Origin of the sequence: Streptomyces triticisoli (assembly GCF_003270085.1) — a bacterium.
Classification (GTDB): Bacteria; Actinomycetota; Actinomycetes; order Streptomycetales; family Streptomycetaceae; genus Streptomyces; species Streptomyces triticisoli.
This window is the reverse complement of sequence record NZ_QFDQ01000278.1, coordinates 1-15,728: the sequence shown is the minus strand read 5'-3', so window position 1 is coordinate 15,728 and position 15,728 is coordinate 1. Positions and strand designations below refer to the sequence as shown.

The following is a 15,728-nucleotide window of genomic DNA, read 5'->3' as shown; positions in this document are numbered from 1 at the left end:
CTATTGACCGAACACGCCGGTGGCCAAAACGGCTTGCGGAACGAGCGGGTTGGGCAGTTCGGTCCACTGGTCGCCGGGCGTCCCGGGGGACAGCCGCATCAGCGTCAACGCCTTGGCAGGCAAAGGCTGTTCGCGCAGTGCCGCCAGATCCGGGGTGCGCGGCAGGTCCCGTACGGCGGTCTCCAGCGCCGCCCGCAGCGCGGCCCCCGACCCGGCCGTTCCGGCCAGCGCGCCCGCCACCAGCGAGCCGAACAGCTTGCGGCGCAGCACGGTCGGGTCGTCGGTGAGGTTCCGGTCGGGCAACTCCGGTACGGGGATGCCGTGTCGGGACAGCCGGGCGGGGCTCACACGGATGTCGGCAAGGTCCCGGTAGACCAGCCGCAGGGGAGCCCCCGACCCGGACAGCACGACGAGCAGGTTCTGACCGTGCGCCTCCAGGGCCACGCCCCACTCCAGCAGCCGCATGCACACGGTGAGGGCCAGGCGAGTGAAGTCGGCCAGCCAGGCGGGGGAGTTGGGCAGGTCCAGGGTGGAAAGCGCGGCCACGGGCAGTACGTGTTCCCCCTCGCCGGCATACGTCCGCGGCGACTCGCGCCACAACGCCGCCAGATCGGCGGACCCCGCGCCGGCCGCGCCCAGCGTGCGGGTGATGTGCAGCAGGCCGTCCGAACGGGCCGCCAGATCCGCCGCGAACGCGGACAGGGCCGCCGACGCGGCGATCGAGCCCAGCGAGATGTCCCGCACCGACGACGTCAGCCGGGCACTGAGCGCCGTCTTGACGTGCGGCCCGCCGGGGACGGCCAGGGTACGCAGGGACATCAGCGGGTGCGCCACGAGACCACCGTCCTCGCACGGCCGCCTGAGCACGTGCGCCGCCTGCCAGGGGTGCACGGGGAGCAGCAGCCGCCCGCCGTCCCGCAGCCCTTCCGGCCACACTCCGCTCACCAGACACTCGGACACCCGCACCGGCAGCAGTCCCAGTCCGACCGACGGCCGGTGCTCGGGCCCGTACGCCAGTTGCTCGGCCACCGAGAAGCCGGGCCGGGAACGACAGTTGGGGTGGAAGGGGTGGCCGTCGACCACCCTCTGCTCCCCCTCCCAGTCCTCCACCGGCCACCCTTCCGGATGAGCCCCGGCGGGAGCCGGCTGATCGGCCCGGGACAGCGCCAACGAGGCCACGCTGTGCCCCAGTTCAGCGGCGAGGGAACTGCCGTGCGGCACGGCGAGGTCCGTCATCAGGCGCGCCGGATCGTCGTGGGCCGTCCCGTCCAGGAGCACGGTGGTGACGTACGCGGCCGTGGCGTACGGGTCCGCCGGCGGGCCCTGCAGCCGACGGCCGTCGGAGAGCCGCAGGACGAGCCCGTCCCGTACCCGCTCCCGGCCGGTGACCCACGGCAACGGCTCGAAGGCGAGCGCCCGCCACAGCCGGGTCAGCACGGCGGCCCGCGCGCCGCACAGCTGTGCCGCGTACCGTGAGACCAGGTCGGGGCGCACGGCGGCCAGCTCCTCGGCGACCTCGGTCTCGACGGTCGGGGAACGGCGCACGGTCTGGCTCCTCCGGTACGGGTCCGAGCGTCACGTTAGCGCGCGCCGGGCAGACATACTGATCACCTTCGCACCGTGTGGACGTATGGACCGAATGGACCGAATGGAGCACATGGAGCTCACGCCCCCCACAGACGACATCGCCGAGCGCGCCGACGCCCACGCGGCCGCCCCCCTGCTGAACTGCCTGATCCGCGAGGTGGCGCAGCCCCACCCGGACCCGGACGGGCGGCGGGTGTACCGGCTGCCGGGCAGCGGTCGGCTGCTGCGGGTCGACGGCGGACGCCGGCCCACCGCTCCCGAGGTGCGTACGGCGGTGGGCGGCTGGCAGCGCGTCGGCCACACGGAACTGGTCAAACTGGTGGCCGAGGAGCTGCGCCGGCACACGGGTCTGTCCAACGACGAGCTGCCCGCCGAGATGATCGACAGCCGGGTCGCGGTGGCGGCGCTGCTCGCCGCCCGCGACCGGGCGACGGCGCCCGGCGACCCGTACCTCCGGTCCGAGCAGGCCCTCGTCACCGGCCACCCGTACCACCCGGCGCCCAAGGCGCGCGGCGGCGGCCCGGTCACCTCCTGGCTGCCGTACGCGCCCGAGGCGCACGCCCGCTTCCCGCTGGTGCTGCTCGGAGTGCGCGAGGACATGGTCGTCGAGGAGGGCGACACCTCGGCGCTCGACGCGCTCGGCCAGGCCCCGCCCGGCTACCGGCTGCTGCCCGCCCATCCCTGGCAGCTGGACCTGGCCGGCCGCGACCTCGCCGACGCCCACGCCGACGGCCGGCTGCTGCGGCTGGGCAGGACCGCCGCCGAGGTGTGGCCCACGGCGGCGGTCCGCACCGTCCGGATCCCCGGTGCGGACGGCGCGGACGGCGCGGACCTGTTCCTGAAGTTCAGCCTGGACGTGCGCATCACCAACGACGTACGGCGGCTGTGGCGGCACGACCTGCTGAGACTGCGCCGCACGGACACGGCGGCGGCGACCGCCTTCGCCGGACTGGGCGGCCCGGCGGCCTGGCTGCGCGACCGCGGCTACCGCACCGCCGCCTTCGCCTTCGAGGAGCTGGCCGTCGTCGTCCGCGACGGGCTGGGCCGGCACGTGCTGCCCGGCGCGATCCCGCTGCTCGCCGCGGCCCTCGCCGAGGGCTTCGACGGCAACCCGCTCGACGGCCCGGTGGACCCGGCGGTGTGGTGGGAGGCGTATCTGCGCCAGGTCGTGCCCCCGGCCCTCGGGGTCTTCGCCCGGCACGGCGTCGTCCTGGAGGCCCACCTGCAGAACTCCCTGGTCGCCGTGGACGCCGCCGGCCTCCCCGTACAGGCGCTGTTCCGGGACGCCGAGGGCGTCAGGCTGCTGCCGGACGTCTCCCGGGACGCCGGATGGGAGCGGCTGGTGTACTGCCTGGTCGTCAACCATCTCAGCGAGATCGCCGCCGCCCTCGCCGAACGCCACCCGGGGCTGAACCCCTGGCCCGCCGTCCGCCGCGAACTCGCCCGCCACGACCTGCCCGAGATCCCTGCCCTGCTCACCGCACCCACCCTGCCCGGCAAGACCAACCTCCTGCTGCGCTGGACGGGCGCCGACGGCGCCGCCGCCCACTACCAGCCCCTGCCGAACCCGCTGGCGAGCGCCTGACCGCGGGGGAGTGCCCGAACGCGGGGAAGTGCCCGAACGCGGGGACGGTGCCACGGCTGTCTGCCGTACCGGCTCGGCGCGTGTACGCCTCAGCCCGCCCGGTCCTTGCGCGGGAACGGTCACACCCCGGGCCGCTCTCCGGCCTCTTCAGCGCGCGAAGCCGCGGGCCCGAGGGTGTACTGGAGCGGGTGACGGTGTGAGCAGAGGAGAGAGCGGTGCGGGCGACGTTCGTTCTGGGACGGATCGCGGGGATCCGGGTCGGCGTGAACTGGAGCGTCCTGTTCATCTTCGCGATCATCGCGTTCGGCCTGGCGCAGGGCCGCCTTCCACAGGCGCATCCGGGGCGCGGCTGGCCGGTGTACTGGGCGGCCGGCCTCTGCACCGCCGTGATCTTCTTCGCCTCCCTGCTCGCACACGAGCTGGCGCACGCCGTCGTGGCCCGGCGCAACGGGGTCGAGGTGGACGACATCGTGCTGTGGCTGCTGGGCGGGGCGGCCCGGCTCAAGTCGGAGGCGTCCAGTCCCGGCGCGGAGCTGAGGATCGCCGGTGTCGGCCCGCTCGTCAGCCTCCTGCTGGGCGGGCTCTTCGCGCTTGGTGACTGGCTGCTCGACATGGCGTCCGTGTCCGGGGTCGTGGTGGAGATGGTGGCCTGGCTGGCGGGCATCAACGTGCTGCTCGCGCTCTTCAACGCGCTGCCCGCCGCCCCGCTCGACGGCGGCAGGCTGCTGCGCGCGTTCCTGTGGTGGCGCACGGGGGACCGGCTGCGGGCGACGGCCGGCGCGACCGCGGCGGGGCGGGTCCTCGGGTGGCTGCTCGTGGTGCTCGGGCTGATCGCGTTCATGAGGAGCGGCGCGTTCGGCGGTCTGTGGCTGGCACTGATCGGCTGGTTCCTCATCACGGCCGCCACCGCCGAGGGACGGCAGGCCCAGTTGCGCGGCGTGCTCGCCGGCGTCCCGGTGCGGGAGGCCATGACGCCCGAACCCCTCACGGTTCCCGCGGACACCACGGTCGCGGACTTCCTCACCGGTGCGAGCTACCGCTACCGGCACTCGGCGTTCCCGGTGACCGAGGACGGGACCCCGCTCGGGCTGGTGACCCTCGACAGCGCCAGACGGGTGCCGCAGGCCGAGGCCCATGCCGTGCCGATGAGGGCGGTGATGGTGCCGCTGTCGCAGGTCACCGTGGTGGGGCCGGACAGCCCGCTGGCGGACCTGCTGCCACGCATGCAGCCGGGCGCCGAGCACCGGGTCCTGGTCGTGGCCGACGGCAGGCTCGTCGGAATCGTCTCGCTCTCCGACGTGAGCCGTACGGTGAACTGGCTGATGAACACCGCCCCCGGGCGGCGCGCCGGCCTGTGACCGCGGTCCGGCACCACCGGGGCACCACCGGGCGGGCCGTAGCGGGCAGGAGCCCGCCCGATCGCCGGTCCCTCACGCGGCGGCGAACCGGTCGAGTGCCGCACTTGTCAGCGCGGCGATCGCGGGGCGCAGGGCGCTGCCGACGTGGGGGGCGAAGTGCGGGGAGTGGTTCGGGGCCGGCGGTGAGGCGTCGGGGCCGTCGGCCGTCGCCCGGCGCCAGGCGTCCGCGCCCACCACGCCCAGCATCCAGTAGACCAGCGGGACGCCGTGCTGCCCGTGCACAGCGGCTCCGGCGTCCCCGAACAGCGGGAAGTCCTCCGTGGCCATCGAACCCGGCCAGGACAGGACCCGCCCGGACCCCAGGAGTCCGGCGTGGGCGCGCCGTATCGCGTCGGTGGTGTGCGGATCGCACCGCAGGGCCGCCGAGCGGGAGGCGACGGTCACCTCGGGTTCCCGCGGGGCGCCCGCGGCGGCGCTCTCGGCGAGGACGATACGGCGCACCGCGGTCAGCGCCCGGTCGAGGGACGCCTCGCTCGACGCGCGGACCCCGACGCCGAGTTCGGCGCGGTCCGGTATGACGTTGGCGGCCGTTCCGGCCCGCAGGGTGCCCACGGTCAGCGTCACCTGGTCGGCGGGCGCGGTCTCGCGGGCGACGACGGTCTGGAGCCGGGTGACGACGGCGGCCGCGGCGACGACCGGATCCACCGCCAGGTGAGGGGTGGCGGCGTGCCCGCCCTGCCCGTGCAGCACCACGTCGAGCACCGCGCCGGCCGCCGCCATCGGCGTCCCGTCCGGCGCGTGCGCGACCGTGCCGGAGGGCAGCGGCGCGGCATGCTGGGCGAGGACGACGCCGGGCCTGCCGAACCGTTCGTACAGTCCGTCGCTCAGCATGGCCTCGGCCCCGCTGAGGGTCTCCTCGGCCGGCTGCCCCACCACCAGCAGGGTGCCCCGCCACCGGTCGGACAGGCGGGCGAGCAGGTCCGCGGCGCCGGCCGCCGCGGCCAGGTGCAGGTCGTGGCCGCACGCGTGCATGGCGTCGGTGCGGCGGCTGGCGTACGGCAGCCCGGTCCGCTCGCGCATCGGGAGCGCGTCGAGCTCCGCCCGCAGCCAGACGCGGGGCCCGTCCCCGTTGCGGAGCACACCGACGACGCCGTGGCCGCCCACCCCGTGGGTGACCTCGCAGCCCGCCGCCGCGAGGCGTCGGCCGAAGCGGTCCGCGGTGCGGGCCTCCTGCCCGGACGGTTCCGGATGCGCGTGCAGGTCCAGGTAGAGGGCGAGGGCGGGCCGCAGGACGTCCCCGGCGCGGACGAGGAGGTTCTCCGCACCCGGTGGCGGCGAGCCGCGACCGGACGTGGGCGGGGTGTCGTGGCCGGCCTGTTCCGGGGCCGGTGCCGGGGCGTGGTGGGACGGCGGGTTCATCGGCGGACTCCGGGGAACGGCCGGGCCTCCGCCGCGGCGCGGGGAGGCCCGGGTGAGGGGAGGCGGGCTCAGAGGGGAGGTGGGCTCAGGGGAAGGGGTGCGGGGCCCGGCGGATCTCCGCGTCGGTGAGGTCGCGGTCCCGGTGCCCGCCGCGACGGAGCGCGGTGCGCAGCCGGGGCATCAGCAGGGCCCGCTGCCGGTTCCAACCGAAGTCGATCGGCAGCAGCCCCGGCACCACCGTACTGACCGTCCGCAGCCCCATCCGCTCCTGCTCGGGCGAGGTCTGGTCGACGACGATGACGTCATGACCCGCCCGGACCAGTTCGTCCCTGACCACGGCGACGTCGTCGCGCAGGTCACCGGTGCGGGGGCGGCCGTGGCTCTCCCAGTCCCGGTACACCTCGTCGAAGGGGCGGGCCTCGGACGGCTCCAGATAGCCGCGCGCGTACTCGGCCATGCGGGGCAGCCCGTAGAGCTGGGGGTGGTCCTTCAGATGGCGTACCAGGAAGAAGTCGTCGGCCATGGCCTCCAGTTCGCCGCGGCGTTCGGCGGTCTGCCGGGCCAGGTGCGGGATGTAGCTCAGCACCTCGGACAGCGCCCCCTCGACCGCGGACCTCGGATCCAGCGAGGCCGCCGCCGCGAAGGACAGGGTGCCCGGACCCCCGTCCCGGCGGACGCCGACCACGGTGACGGCCGGGATCGCCAGGTCGATCCGGTTGTCGAAGACGTGCACGTCGTAACCCTGCAGGGCGGCCCGCTCGGCCATGGCGGCGGCCGTGGGACTGCCGACCGTCCCCAGGTCGATGCGGGGCAGCCGGGCCGCGCCGTACCAGCCGTTCAGGAAGGAGTCGCGCTCGACGAGTTCGAGCAGGCCGCCCAGGACCGCCTCCTCGAGGCAGCCGCCGATGGCACAGCCGTTGGAGCACTCGAAGACGAAGTTGTCGTCGGCCAGGGGGATGCTGTAGTAGACCAGCCGCGACGGCACCAGGACGGGACGCTCGTCCCGCAGCGACCAGCCCCACTCCCAGGGGATGCGCCGGCCGGGGTCGAAAGGCTCCACGAAGGGGTCGTCGCGGTAGGTCTCGTCGCTGTACAGGCCGCACACCGCGGGGTCGACCGCGTCGGCCCTCAACTCGTCGTAGGAGCCGACCACCGGCGCCGAGCCGCCGCGCCGGTGGGTGCCCGCGTACCGTTCCAGGCCCTCCAGGAACGCGAGCCGGCGGCTGGTGGCGAAGGAGTTCTCCTGCCCGCTCCAGGTGACGTCGTGGAGCCCCGCGTACCCCCGGACGAACGCGCTGCCGGCCACCGGAGCGGTGGTGGACGAGGTGACGTCGGTCCAGGTGCCGGCCCCCAGGGCGCCGCAGACCGGATTGGCCAGGGCGTCGGTGGGGAGGGGGTACGAGAAGGCCGAACGCAGCCGGTAGGTGCCGGGATCCGGCTTGGGACGCGGGGCGAGGGTGAGCGGCCGGACGTCGTCCGCCGTCTGGGTCCGGGCGCGGGGACCGCAGTCGGGACAGAGCGGGTCGGCGAGCAGCGGGAACGTCCTGACCAGCAGGTTCGTCAGGTCCAGCCGGGTCACCTGGGGCAGGGCGCGGTCCGCCGGGTGTGCGGCGGGAGGCACCGGGCGGGGCCCGCGCAGCAGGGCCTCGCACAGCGCGGCCACGGTGTCCTGGACGTGACCGGTGAGCAGCGGCCAGGCACCGGCCGGGCGGGGCCCGTCGGGGCCGCCGGTCTCCAGGGCGTTGCGCTCGCTGCGGCTGCGCAGCCGCTGCCACCGTACGGAGAGACAGCGGCCGCAGGCGGGCGCGCTGCCGTCGCCGCCCCAGGGGCCGAGCAGGACCGCCGAGGCACTGACGTGGACCAGCGCCGCCGGTCGGTCCGCGGCCCAGGGGTCCGGGGCTCCGGCGTCCCCGCCCCCCGCGCCGACGGTACCGACCGGCACGACCCGCGGGGCGTCGGCGCCGAAGTGGCCGTCCAGGAACGCCTGGAGGGCGTCGCGGGCCTCCTCCATCGGATGCGGCAGCAGCCGGGTCGCGGTGCTCATGAGCTCTTCGTCCAGCGGAAGGTCCGCGCCGCGACGACCCCGAAGACGACGGCGAACCCGACGAGCCCGGCACACCCCACGCCGATGTCGGACAGGTCGCCGCGGCCGGTCAGGGCGGCCGACACCGCGTCGTTGAGATAGCGCAGCGGCATGACCAGGGAGACCTTCTGCAGCCAGTCCGGCATGGCGTCCAGCGGGAAGAACGACCCGGACAGGAAGGCCATGGGCAGCATCAGGAAGTTGGCGATGCCGGCGACCGACTCCGGGGTGTCGGCGATGCTGCCGACGATCACCCCGAGCAGCAGGAAGGTGGTGATGCCGAGGACCATGACGGGAATCAGCAGGGGCCACCGGGACGCGGGCACCAGGTCGAACCCGGGAAGCATCGCCACCCCGACGAACAGCACCGACTGGACGAGCCCCACGCCCAGGGCGAGGACGTAGCGGGACCCGATGACGGAGGACAGCGGGGCGGGCGACATGCGGATCATCCGGAGGATGTCGTCCGCGCGCCACTGCATCAGCGTGAACCCGATACCGAAGACGGCGGCGTTGGCGACGCCCCAGGAGAGCACTCCGGCGGCGGTGTAGGAGAGGTAGGAGAAGCCGCTCTGCTCCACCTCCCGGCCGCGGAAGATGAGTCCGAAGACGACGAGGAAAATCAGGGGGAAGGCGAAGGTGAAGAAGACGGTCGTCTTGTCGCGGACCTGGGCGCGGTAGCCCGCCGCGGTCAGCGCGGAGTAGGCGCTCATGCCTGCTGCTCCTGGTTGTTCGAGGTGTGGGGGGTCTGGGTCTGGGTCTGGGCCTGCGTCTGCCGGGCGGTGATGTCGAGGTAGACGTCCTCGAGGCTGGGGGTGCGGGTCTGCACGCCGTCCAGACCGGTGAGGGGGTCGAGGGCGGCGAGCACCTGGCCGGTGGCGCGGGTCTCCAGGACGAGGTGTCCGCCCTGCACGGTGACGCCGTCCACGCCGGGAAGGGACGCGGCCTTCCGCTCGTCGATCCGGCCGAGCGGGACCAGCAGCCGGCTGGTGGCGCCGAAGGTGCCGATCAGGTTCTGCGGTGCGTCGGTGACGACGAGCCGGCCGGCCACCAGGATGCCCACGCGGTCGCAGAGAGCCTCCGCCTCGTCCAGGTGGTGTGTGGTGTACACGATGGTCCGGCCCTCCGCCTTGAGGCCCCGCAGGACCTCCCACAGATCGCGGCGGCCCTCCGGGTCGAGCGAGGCGGTCGGCTCGTCGAGGAAGATCAGCTCGGGCCCGTGGACCAGCGCGGAGGCGATGGCGAGCCGCTGCCGCTGGCCGCCGGAGAGGTCGTCGACCCGGACGCCGTGCCGCCCGCCGAGGCCCACGGCGTCCAGGGTGGCGTCGACGGCCTCGCGGTCCGCGCCGAACAGCGCCGCGACGGTCCGCAGGTGCTCGTGGACGGTCTGCCGCACGAAGAAGGCCGAGGACTGGGTCTGCACGCCCATGCGCGGCAGCAGGCCGGTGTTGCGCGGCCAGGGCGACTCGCCGAACACCGTGACCGAGCCGGAGTCGGCCTTGCGCAGCCCCTCCATGATCTCCACCAGGGTGGACTTTCCGGCCCCGTTGGGGCCGAGCAGCCCGAAGAACTCGCCGCGCCGGACCTCCAGGGAGACCTCGTCGACGGCCCGCCGGCCGCCGTAACTCTTGGTCACGTCACTGACCGCGACGGCCGGTTGGGCTCCGTGGTCCGGAGTGGGGGAGGTGGAGCTCATAGGGGTACCTCATTCATGAGTTGCGTGATCTTTCGAGGTCGGAACGTCAACGGAACAACAGGAGAAGGACGGCGGTGCAGGTGCCGGCCGCCGCGAGCAGCACCAGGGCGGCCGCCGTGACGGCGTAGGACGTGTAGAGGCGGCGGGCGCGCCGCGGGTAGGCGGCGACGGCGTCCCGCCCGCGCCGGCGCAGGGCCAGGTAGGTCCGGGTCTCCGGGGCGAGGTTGGCGGTGCCCAGGGAGTGGCCGAGGATGCGGTACCCGTCCAGCGGCGGCAGCGGGACCAGGTTGCTCAGGGCCTGCGCGATGCCGACGAAGAGCATCCCGGTGAGCGGCGGGCGGTGCGGGTCGGCCGGGTCCAGCAGCGCCCACCAGAGCGCGAAGGGCAGCAGGAGCACCAGGTTGACGTACGCGCCCGCGGCGGCGACCACCAGCTTCGCCCGCAGGCCGGGCAGGAACAGGTAGTTGTCGACCGTGCAGTACATCATCATCGCCGGGAACCGCCAGCGCAGCCCGATCTCGGTGACCACCCCGCCGTAGTGCCGGGCGGCGATGCCATGGGCGAGTTCGTGCAGGCAGATGCTGAACCAGAGGAAGACCGCGAACGGGATCAGTACGAGGGGTCGGGTGAGCAGGTCCAGCGTGCCGTCGAGGAGCGCCGCCGGATCCGCGAACACGGCGACGATCATAGTCAATACGGCGGCTACCAAGGGAAGTTGGACCCAGGGGCGGAGTAGCGGGCGCAGCAGCCGGTGGAGGCGTCCGGTGGTCCTGTGCGCGTCGGCGACGGTCCGCCGGCTGCCCTTCCAGAAGGTGCCGGTGCGGGCCGGGGGCGGCTCGGGCGGCGCGGGGTCCGGGGAGCCGGCGAGCAGTCCGCGGGTGCCGAGCAGGCCGAGCAGCCGGGTCCACTGCTCCTCGGGGAGCCTGCGGCGGAATTGGGCCGCGTACTCGGACACGACGTCGTCGAGGTTGCGGGTGCCGTCGAGCCGGCTGATGACGAAGTGCTCCTTGGTGCCGACCTCGAACGCGGCGCCGCTGACCGGGTGCTTGATGAGGTGGACGGTGCGCGGGCCGCGCAGCAGCGGCGGACCGATCAGCACGCCCGGGCGCAGGGCGGGCCGGTAGGCGCGGGCGGCGGCGGAAGGGGCCGCGGTGGAAGGGGCCGCGGTGGGACGGTCGGTGGTGGTCCGGTCGTTGGCGGAACGGTCGTTGGCGGTCCAGTCAGTGGTGGTCCGGTCGGCGGCGCGACTGTCGGCGGCGGGGCGGTCGGTGGTGCTCATGAGGCGTCCTGCTGTCCGCCGGCCGGCTCGCGCAGGACCCGGCCCAGGACGAAGGCCAGGTAGGCCTCGTCCCGGATCGTCACATGCAGCCGGTTGTTGGTCATGTGCATGTACGGCGACAGCAGGCGGGGCAGCACCGCCGGCACATGGGTGACGGTCACCAGGGGAGCCGCGTCGGGGTCCTCGGCGCGCTCCTGGCCGGCGTCCTCGCGGGCCGGACCGTCCCAGGCGGGGAAGGCGAGCTCGCCGCGCTCGGTGAGGTCCACCACCCTCTCGCGCAGCTCCAGGCAGTGCTCGGCCCAGCGGCGCAGGAACACCGGCAGCCGGGTCAGGTCGCCGCTCGCCACGGCCTGCCTGAGCTGTGCGAACCGGGCACCGAGGGAGGGCGCCATGCGCGCGTAGGTGCGCTCGTACTCGGTGGACCCGATGAAGTTGGTGCCGGGGAACAGCCGGTGCCAGAAGGCGTAGTAGGAGTCGAGGTAGTCCGCGAGCCGCTCCTCCTCGGGCAGGAAGCAGCTCGCCATCACCATCATCAGCTGGGCGGAGGTCCCCAGCAGCACCGTCCGCAGGTGCAGGTTCATGCTCCGGTACGCCTCCAGGACCAGGTCGCTGGAGTGCCGGAAGTGCCATTCGGCGAGGTCCACTCCGGCCGGTCCGCCGTACTTGGCGTACTCGGGGGCGTAGACCTCGTAGGAGAAGGAGTTGTTCGGCCTGAGGTTCATCCGGCCGTCCGCGCCCATGTACTTGGCCCGGTCCTCGCCCGGGAACTCGATGTCGAACAGGGCGTTGTAGAAGTCCTTGAGGAAGCCCGAGTCGACCTCGTAGAGGGCGGGGCGGGTCTTCAGGAAGCCGTTGATCGCTTCCTCGGCGCGGCGGCGCACCTCGTCCTCGGCGTCGGGGCCGCTCGGGCGCAGGCGCAGCCTGACGTGCGGCCCCTCCAGCCAGTAGTTGATGAAGAAGTAGCCGGACAGCAGGCCGTCCTCGGTGAGCCGGTCGACCAGCGGACGGACGCAGTTGACCAGCAGCGGCTGGGGGTTGGCTGCGTAGAAGACGTGCAGCGCCAGCCAGGGCGAGGGCTCGGTGCCCTCGGGGGCCGGCCGGAAAGCGGCGGGTTCGGTCAGTTCGGGCATGACGGTGCGACCTCCGGTCCGGACTGCGGCAGTTGGCGGGTGGTGAAGGTCTCCACGGCGAGTTCGGCCACGTGCCGGCCGCGCCGGGAGGTGAGGTGGAGCCCGTCCTCGGCGGGGAGCATTTCCCGGAAGGTCACCCGGGTGCCCGGCCTGCGCTCCACCAGGGCGTCGAACGCGGTCAGACAGAGCGGGCTGTCGAAGTCGACGTAGGCGGGCTTGGCCCCGATCGGGCCCTGGTCGGCGTGGGAGACCGTGGCGAAGCAGCGGTCGGGCAGGCCGTGGGCGCGCCGCCAGCGCTGCCACTGAAGGTAGTACTCCTCCTCCCCGGCTCCGGGGCGGCGCTCCGGCAGGACCTCCGCGTCCGCGGTCCAGCTGCGCCGGCCGACCACCACGTTCCCGTGCCGGACCCGGGGCCTGCGGGTGACCCCGCCCTCGGCCGCGCCCTCGGGCACCCCCGCCCACACGTCGAAGGGGGCCATGGTGCTGGGGGAGAGCAGGAGCAGGGTGCGCGGGATCTCGGGGAGCGCGATCGGCACGAGGTAGCCGAGGTAGACCGGCACGACCTCACGGTCGAGGCGGCGGGAACGGAGCACCAGGCGGCCGGCCCGCTCGTCGTGGACGACGTAGAGGTCGTCGAGGTGGATCCGGGCCTCCTCGGGCACGGTACTGGTCTCGCCCGGGCAGACGATCTGGTGGTCGGTCAGCCGGCCGTGCAGGTTGAGGTTGCTGCTGACCGGTCCGCCGGTGACCTCCGCGAACACGGCGCCGTCCGGCCGGCGGGCCGCCATCTCCTCGCGCAGGGCGTCGGAGAAGCCGGGTGCCGCCGGGTCCGCGGCCGGTCCGGTGCCGTCGTAGAGGTGGGTGAACCGGCTGAAGGGGAAGGCCAGTCCGCCGTAGGACTTGTTGAGGACGACCAGGGGCCGGCCACCGGGGGGCCGGGACAGCTGGAGGTGATGGCTCTGCGGTGTGAAGTGGCCGGTGAGCGGCGTGAGTTCACCGGAGGTCTCGGTGAGGAGCCGGTCCGGCAGTTCGATCTCCTCGGCCTCGTGCGCCCCGCCGTGCCGCTCCCACAGGACGCGCATGCCCTCGTGGAAGTGGCGGCGGGCCCGGTCGAGGGCCTTCATCTCGCTCTGCCCGAGCCAGTTCTCCTCGGGCACGTAGGTGCCGTTCTCGTCGAAGGAGGCCCGCTTGGAGGTGAAGGACACGTACTGGTCGAAGAAGTCCTCGTGGAAGTCGTGGACCAGCCCGAGCAGGTCGTCGCAGCGCCCGCCGCGGCCGTGGCGGGCGAGGAAGAAGCCCAGCAGGGTGATGCGCTGGGGGAGCGTCAGGTCGAAGAGCGGCAGGATGCCCTCGACGGCCCGCAGGGACCGGCCGGTCTCCCCGCCCAGCACGGCGGGCCCGCACACCAGGTCGTCGCCCGCGCTGACGTCCTCGTACACCAGGGTCTGCGGAAGGGCCGGCTCGGACGCCCCCAGTTCCCGCTGCGCGTCGAGGAGTTGACCGCGCAGGGTGCTCAACAGGACGCGGCGTTCACCGACGCCGGCCCCGGGGTAGCGGGCGAGGCAGTCGGCCGGGCCGTCCAGCAGACGGGCCAGCCGGTCGGCCCACGGCGCCCCGAGGGAGCGCAGGGCGTCCTGGTAGGAGTGCAGCGGGTCGCGGCCGTGCACGTCCGTGCGGAGCACCGGCACCTGCACCATGCCGAGGTCCAGCAGGGCCGACGCGTACCGTTCGCACGCGTCGCGTCCGGCGTCGTGCTCGCTCTGGAGCCAGTCCACCAGGTCCCGGTGGCGCACCGGCGCCGCGTGGCCGCCGAGCCATTCCAGGAGCCGTTCCAGGGTGCCGCTGCTGCGCAGGAAGAACAGCCGGTCGCGGACCGCGTCGAAGGTGACGGCGGCGCTGTCGTCGCCCGCGGTCATCACATGGCGTACGTAGCGGATGCGGTCGGCGTCGCGCCCCCAGCCCGGGGAGAGGACCACCGGCAGGTCCTGGCGGCGTCCGGGGTCGGCCGTGATCAGTTCGGTCAGCCGGGCCAGTACCACCACGTTGAGCCGTACGTGGCTCACCCAGTCCTCGCCGGTGCGCAGCGCGGCCCCGTCGTCCGCCGGGTCGCCCGCGAAGGTGCCGAGGCCGATGCCGGTGAAGGTGCTGAAGGGGCTGGTCTTGCAGGCCGTGCGGTACAGGTAGGTCAGCGCGGAACGCTCGATCTTGCGCAGCCGGTTGCCGGGTTGCGGGCTCGTGTCGCGCAGGTAGGCGTCCAGCCGGCCGTCGAGGGCGGGCGAGGCGAGCAGCAGGCCGAGGCGCAGCCGGTCGTCGGCCAGTGTGTCGCGCAACGCGCGGCGGCTCTCCCGGAGTTCACCGGCGAGTAGGTCCGCTCCGCCGGCCCGCAGCTCCTCCAGGCGGGCCCGGTCCCGCAGCCACTCCTCGGTGCGCCGGCCGGTTTCCCGGTCCAGTTCCGTCACCAGGCGGACGGCGGCCTCGGGGTCGGCGGGCAGCCGGTTGTTGAAGACCTGCCGCCGCAGGTTGATCAGGCCGCGCCGCACGGCGGCGTCGCCCGGTTCCTCGTCGGGGCCGGTGGTCGACTTGACCAGGGTGTGCAGCAGGTCGCTGAGGGCCGCTCCGGCGGTGGTCAGGCGCTCCTCCTCGTCCAGCACGGCGTCGGCCCAGCGGCGGGTGCCGGGGCAGCGCAGGCCGTGCACGGTCTCGACGGGCAGGCCGGCCGCGCGGAGCATGAAGCGCCTGCCGGGCTCCCAGTGGGTGCCGGGCTCGGTGGCGGGGCCCGCGCCGGTGCCCGTGGTGGTGTTGGTGTCCGTAACGGTGCCCGGGACGGTGCCCGCGTCGATATCCGTGGCGGCGCCCGCGTCGGTGTCCTGGGCGGCGGACTCTGTGGGTGTCATGGGGAATCCTCTGCGGCCGTCAGGCGATCTCGTGGCGGAAGTCGGCGGACCCGGGCCGTTCGTGACCGAGGGCCATGATGAGCAGCGGGGCCTCGTCGCCGTCCGCCAGCCCGAGCCGCTCGACGAACGAGACGTTGTCGAAGCCCAGCGCCACACCGGCGCCCAGGCCCAGGGCGGAGGCCGCCAGGTAGAAGCTCTGCGCCACGGCTCCGGCGGTGCCGACGGCGAGCCGGTAGCCGCGGTCGCCGAGGGCGTCCAGGACGGCGGTGGTCCGCACGGTGGGTACCAGGACCGCGCCGGCCTGCTCCAGGTTGTAGTTGGCCAGGAAGTAGTTCTCCTGGAGGAACGAGCCCTGCGGGCCGGGGGCGACCGGACGCAGGTCGCCGCGGTCGGGGTCGTACGCGTACGCCCCCTGCTCCACACCCTCCACGTGGTTGACGAAGGCGTAGAGCCGGGCGAGCCGGACCTCGCCGGACGGATCGGTGTCGCCGGCCAGCCGGGTCTCGGCGCAGGCCGCCAGGACCGCCGACAGGTGCCCGCCGGCGACCCGGCGCCGGGCGTCGAACCTGCCGAAGCTGGAGCGACGCTCGCGCAGGGCCCGCCGGACGCCGATGTCCGGGAAGGCCGGCTCGGGCAGGGCCACGCGGACGCCGCCGGCGTCGGCAGCGGCGTCGGCAGCGGTGTCGGGGAGGGCCGC

Annotated in this window: 11 protein-coding genes; 2 read left to right on the top strand and 9 right to left on the bottom strand. The window is 74.1% G+C overall.

Going from position 1 to position 15,728, the window contains the following annotated elements; genetic code table 11:
- Nucleotides 1-1,545, bottom strand: coding sequence for an IucA/IucC family protein (locus tag DEP02_RS31370; protein ID WP_112471056.1), 1,545 nt, complete (start codon nt 1,543-1,545; stop codon nt 1-3).
- Nucleotides 1,546-1,648: 103 nt separating this feature from the next.
- Between DEP02_RS31370 and DEP02_RS31365 the strand changes: the two genes are divergently transcribed.
- Nucleotides 1,649-3,172 carry an IucA/IucC family protein gene (locus tag DEP02_RS31365; protein ID WP_112471055.1) on the top strand — a complete coding sequence of 508 codons (1,524 nt, stop codon included), beginning with the start codon at nt 1,649-1,651 and terminating at the stop codon, nt 3,170-3,172.
- Nucleotides 3,173-3,387: 215 nt separating this feature from the next.
- Nucleotides 3,388-4,530 (top strand): site-2 protease family protein, encoded by a 1,143-nt coding sequence (locus DEP02_RS31360; RefSeq protein WP_112471054.1) that lies wholly within the window; start codon nt 3,388-3,390, stop codon nt 4,528-4,530.
- Between the two features lie 72 nt (nt 4,531-4,602).
- Here the strand turns inward: DEP02_RS31360 and DEP02_RS31355 are convergent, their stop codons facing one another.
- The 8 genes from DEP02_RS31355 to DEP02_RS31320 all read right to left on the bottom strand — a co-directional run.
- Nucleotides 4,603-5,949, bottom strand: coding sequence for an amidohydrolase (locus DEP02_RS31355; RefSeq protein ID WP_112471053.1), 1,347 nt, complete (start codon nt 5,947-5,949; stop codon nt 4,603-4,605).
- A gap of 85 nt (nt 5,950-6,034) precedes the next feature.
- Complete coding sequence (locus tag DEP02_RS31350; RefSeq protein WP_232839357.1) at nt 6,035-7,993, bottom strand: TOMM precursor leader peptide-binding protein; 1,959 nt, start codon at nt 7,991-7,993, stop codon at nt 6,035-6,037.
- The gene (locus DEP02_RS31345; RefSeq protein WP_112471052.1) at nt 7,990-8,745 is read right to left on the bottom strand and encodes an ABC transporter permease; all 756 of its coding nucleotides are present in this window, start codon (nt 8,743-8,745) and stop codon (nt 7,990-7,992) included. The genes DEP02_RS31350 and DEP02_RS31345 overlap by 4 nt, the downstream gene beginning before the upstream one ends.
- Complete coding sequence (locus DEP02_RS31340; protein WP_112471051.1) at nt 8,742-9,728, bottom strand: ABC transporter ATP-binding protein; 987 nt, start codon at nt 9,726-9,728, stop codon at nt 8,742-8,744. The genes DEP02_RS31345 and DEP02_RS31340 overlap by 4 nt, the downstream gene beginning before the upstream one ends.
- A gap of 46 nt (nt 9,729-9,774) precedes the next feature.
- On the bottom strand, nt 9,775-11,007 hold the full coding sequence (locus DEP02_RS31335) for a metalloprotease (protein ID WP_232839356.1): 1,233 nt from the start codon (nt 11,005-11,007) through the stop codon (nt 9,775-9,777).
- The gene (locus tag DEP02_RS31330; RefSeq protein ID WP_112471050.1) at nt 11,004-12,137 is read right to left on the bottom strand and encodes a lantibiotic dehydratase C-terminal domain-containing protein; all 1,134 of its coding nucleotides are present in this window, start codon (nt 12,135-12,137) and stop codon (nt 11,004-11,006) included. Before DEP02_RS31330 ends, DEP02_RS31335 begins: the two co-directional genes overlap by 4 nt.
- Entirely contained in the window at nt 12,125-14,866 is a 2,742-nt protein-coding gene (locus DEP02_RS31325) for a lantibiotic dehydratase (RefSeq protein ID WP_232839360.1), read from the bottom strand. Before DEP02_RS31325 ends, DEP02_RS31330 begins: the two co-directional genes overlap by 13 nt.
- A gap of 184 nt (nt 14,867-15,050) precedes the next feature.
- The coding region (locus tag DEP02_RS31320) for a nitroreductase family protein (protein ID WP_198668683.1) at nt 15,051-15,728 on the bottom strand (678 nt) is incomplete at its 5' end.